Source organism: Albidovulum sp. (assembly GCF_049646345.1).
Lineage (GTDB): Bacteria > Pseudomonadota > Alphaproteobacteria > Rhodobacterales > Rhodobacteraceae > Albidovulum.
Window position 1 is genome coordinate 1 of the sequence record NZ_JBARVQ010000813.1, and the last position, 3,692, is coordinate 3,692.

The 3,692-nt window shown below is 65.1% G+C and carries 4 protein-coding genes and 1 pseudogene; 1 reads left to right on the plus strand and 4 read right to left on the minus strand.

What is annotated here, in order from left to right; all coding sequences use genetic code 11:
- The 3 genes and pseudogenes from WBB85_RS21325 to WBB85_RS21335 all read right to left on the minus strand — a co-directional run.
- A pseudogene (locus tag WBB85_RS21325) lies at positions 1-520 on the minus strand (peptidoglycan -binding protein); the annotation flags it as partial.
- Between the two features lie 3 nt (positions 521-523).
- A complete protein-coding gene (locus tag WBB85_RS21330; RefSeq protein ID WP_432640586.1) occupies positions 524-1,729 on the minus strand; it encodes a biopolymer transporter ExbB in 1,206 nt (401 codons plus the stop codon).
- A 79-nt stretch (positions 1,730-1,808) separates the two neighbouring features.
- On the minus strand, positions 1,809-2,339 hold the full coding sequence (locus WBB85_RS21335; protein WP_432640589.1) for a gamma-glutamylcyclotransferase: 531 nt from the start codon (positions 2,337-2,339) through the stop codon (positions 1,809-1,811).
- Between the two features lie 77 nt (positions 2,340-2,416).
- On the opposite strand from WBB85_RS21335, the gene WBB85_RS21340 reads away from it, so the two are divergent.
- Positions 2,417-3,394: a DUF2125 domain-containing protein gene (locus tag WBB85_RS21340; RefSeq protein ID WP_432640587.1), complete on the plus strand. Its 978-nt coding sequence runs from the start codon at positions 2,417-2,419 to the stop codon at positions 3,392-3,394.
- Between the two features lie 73 nt (positions 3,395-3,467).
- Here WBB85_RS21340 and WBB85_RS21345 read toward each other — a convergent pair.
- Positions 3,468-3,692, minus strand: a 225-nt coding sequence (locus WBB85_RS21345) for an extensin family protein (protein WP_432640588.1), incomplete at its 5' end; no start/stop codon positions are given.

Sequence of the window (3,692 nt, forward strand, 5' to 3'; positions counted from 1 at the left end):
CGGACCGCGCCTTGGCCACGGCAAGGTTCAGCGCGTCCCGCTCGGAAACCAGCGCATCCCGTTCTGTTGTCAGGGCCTCGGCCTCACCGCGCGCCGTGTCGCGTTCGGACAGGAGCGAGGCCACCTGCGCCTCGAACGAGGTGATCTGTGCCGCAGCCTCAGAGAGTTGCACATCGCGATCTTCGACCTGCCGCGTCAGGGTCGCAATCAAAGTCGATTGCCGATCAGCCGCGGCCCGCGCGGTGTCGAGATCGGTGGACAGCCCGGCGACCTCACCCTCCAGCGCGGCGGCCCGTTCGCGTTCCAGACCCAGAGCGTCGGCGAGCCCCGCAACCTGATCGGCCAGATCCGCCAGTTCGTCATCCTGATTGTCGATGGTTTCGCGCAAGGTGAACTGCACGATCATGAAGATGGTCAGCACGAACATCAGCACCATCAGAAGCGCGGTCATCGCGTCAACGAAACCCGGCCAGATATTGCCCGAAAACCGCTGTCCGCCGCGCCCCTTGCTCAGCGCCATGGCCTAGCCCCCCCGGGCGTCGGTCCGCCCAAGCGCGCGAACGGCCCGGGTCAGCTCGGCCAGATCGCCGCGAAGGTCGGCCATGCTTTCCTGCCGTCCCGCCGCGACCTCTTCCAGCAGACGCAAAAGCTGCACGTCAATGGACCGCAGCCGCATCCGGCTTTCAGCCTCACCGCGACCGGCTGCGGCGGGGGTGCCGACGCCTTCGTCTTCTGCCGCCTTTTCGATGATCCGGATCAGGCGTTCCTGCCCCTCGGCAATATGGGTCAGCACGCCAACCGTTCCAATTTCGGATTCAAGCTGACGGGTCAGCCCCTCGACCGAAGTCGCCAGCTCCTCAAGCCGGTCATTCACCGCGCTGCGGCCCGCATCGGACTGGCGCAGGATCTCCTGCAGTGTCTCGACCTGATCGGCCATGTGGTCAAGCACGCCGGACACCGTTTCCTGATCGATGCCGCCATCGGTATCACCGCCCGAGAACGAGAGCCGCGTGAATGAGGTCAGCCATTCCTCCAGCTCACGGTAAAAGCGGTTCTGACCATGCCCGGCGAAAAGCTCCAGCAGCCCGACGACAAGCGACCCGGCAAGGCCAAGCAGGGAGGAGGAGAATGCCGTCCCCATGCCGCCCAGCTGCTTTTCAAGCCCGCCCATGAGCTTATCGAAAACCTCAAGCCCGCTCTCGCCCTCCTGCGGGGCCAGTGCGCGGATCGTATCGACGACCGCCGGAACCGTGATCGCGAGCCCATAAAAGGTGCCGAGCAGACCAAGGAAAATCAGAAGGCTGGTCAGATACCGCGTGATGTCGCGCGCCTCATCGATCCGGGTCGCGACGGAATCCTGGATTGAGCGCGCAGAACCAGACGAGATGTGACCGCCGCGTGGCCCACGGGACCGCAGAAGCGCCGCCAGCGGCGCCAGCATGCTTGGCGGTATCGTAACCTCATGCCCCGTCCGATGGGCCGCAAAGCCTTCGATCCAGCTGACCGAGCGGACAAGCTGCCCGACCTGCCAGAAACAGGTCAGAACCCCCAGAAAGAAGACGGCCAGGATCAGCCCGTTCAGCCATGGATTGGCAATGAAGATCGAAAAGATCGGCCCATAGGCAACATAGGCCCCCACGCCGATAAGCACGCAGACAAGCAGCATCAGTGCGATCTGACGCACCGGCTGGGAAAAGAACAACTCGGCCTCTCGCTCGGGTTTGTCCATCTGGATCGCCACCCTTGTCCCTTCGTTTTTCCGGACAATAGGCGGCGATGGGGCCGCTAACAAGCCGTAAGCGCGGCGATTAAGTGGCAGGCATCAATGTCCGGACCCGTGTGGCAAGCCAGTCAAGGTCGGGATCGGCGATGCCCAGCTCGTGCAGATGCTCGGCGGTGTTCCACAAGTATTCGGTGTTCGGGCCGCGCCCCCCCACCGCCGTCGCGATGATGCCCGCCTGTTCCTCCAGGGCCAGCCCACCGCAATACTGCACGTGATTGGGGTCGATGACATAGGTCACGGCGTCCAGAACCCGGCCATCCGTCAGCGCGATGGGCAGGGTCCGTTCCAGATAGGCCGAGGAAATCAGCTCACGCTCGCGCAGATAAGCAAGCGTGGCGGCACTGTTCTCGGCACTGACGGAATAGGCGACGCCGTTGCACGCGGCCCCGTCGAGCGCGTCGAGCGCCAGAACCAGTCCGGGCGTCTCGCTCGTGCCGCGATGGTGGATCGAACGCATGCAAAATGACCGGTGCCAGCCGTCAAGCCGCGCCAGAACCCGGTCGGAAAAGGCGAAACCCGGCTCCCACATCAGCGAACCATAGCCGAAGACCCACATAGAATTCATCACCGCGCCCCACTGGTTCTTGCCGTATGCCCCCTGTAAACAGCATCGACCTGCGGGAGAAAAGACCAATGCGCGCGGTAATCTGGCTGACAGCGGTATTCGCGATCTTTTATGGCGGCTACTGGGCCGTGAGTTCGCGCGCCGTGCTGGAAGGGACCGAGGCGGCGCTGGCCGATCTGCGCGCGGCGGGGCTGGCCGATTACGGCGCGGTGACGCTGGAAGGGTTCCCGTCGCGGTTCGACCTGAACATGGAGCGGCCCGAACTTGTCAGTGCGGATGGTTCCGTGCGCTGGTCGGCGCCCTCGGTTCAGGTCCATGCCCTGTCATATCGGCCGCATCATATCATCGCGGTTCTGCCCGGCGACCAGAGCGTGCGTCTGGGCCAGGAAAACATCACCATCAAATCCGACGACCTGCGCGCCAGCGCGGTCTTCGGGATCGACCCCGACCTGCCGCTGAGACGCGCGCAGTCGGTCGGGACTGGCCTAGCCCTGACATCCGATCGCGGCTGGGGGGCTGCCGCGCGCGAGGCGCGGTTCGCCACCCGCGAAGGTGCAACGGCGACCGAACAGGAAATTGGCGCGGAAATCTTCGATCTGGCCCTGTCAGGAACCCCGGCGGATCTGCTGACGAAAGCCGGATTGCCGACCGGTGGCGGTCACCTGCGGCTTGATGCCATGCTTGAGCTTGATCATCCGCTGAACCGTCACGTCCCGGCCGAGCCGGTGCGGCTAACCGGCGCTGATATCCGTTCGGCGGAACTGAGCTGGGGAACGGTGCGGCTGGGGGCCTCGGGCCAGATCGGGATTACTGCCACGGGCCAGCCCGAAGGTCGGCTCGACCTCACCATCCGCGACTGGCGCGCGGCATTGCCGCTTGTGACAGCACTCGGCCTGATCCAGCCCGAAACCGCGCCGACGGTGGAAAAGGCCCTGAACGGGCTCGCGCTGCTCAGTGGCGGTCAGGAGCTGACGCTGCCCCTCGTCTTTGCCGATGGCCGGATGAGCCTTGGCCCGATCCCCCTCGGTCCAGCCCCACGCTTGTGACAAGCGCCTCCCCTCCCCCTCCGTGGGGAGGGGATGGGGGTGGGGGGCGCCGCAGGAGATACCCGCGCCGCGATTAGCGGCAATAGGGCCCGCGCCCGCGTGCCGTATCCAGATGAAAGTGGTCGCTATGATGACGGTCCGATCCCGGCCCCAGCACCGTATTGAACGGGCCACAAGCCGCCTTGCGCATCCGGGCCAGCGGCTTGCCGTAGCTCTTCGAACCCCATCCCTTCAGCACCGTGACACGCGTTCCATTGGCCAGCAGGATGGCCGAGATGTCGATGGCCCGCCCCTTGCC

Coding starts and splice junctions, on each gene's coding strand:
- WBB85_RS21335 (WP_432640589.1), bottom strand. CDS start 2,339: ATGTGGGTCTTCGGCTATGGTTCGCTGATGTGGGAGCCGGGTTTCGCC.
- WBB85_RS21340 (WP_432640587.1), top strand. CDS start 2,417: ATGCGCGCGGTAATCTGGCTGACAGCGGTATTCGCGATCTTTTATGGC.
- WBB85_RS21330 (WP_432640586.1), bottom strand. CDS start 1,729: ATGGACAAACCCGAGCGAGAGGCCGAGTTGTTCTTTTCCCAGCCGGTG.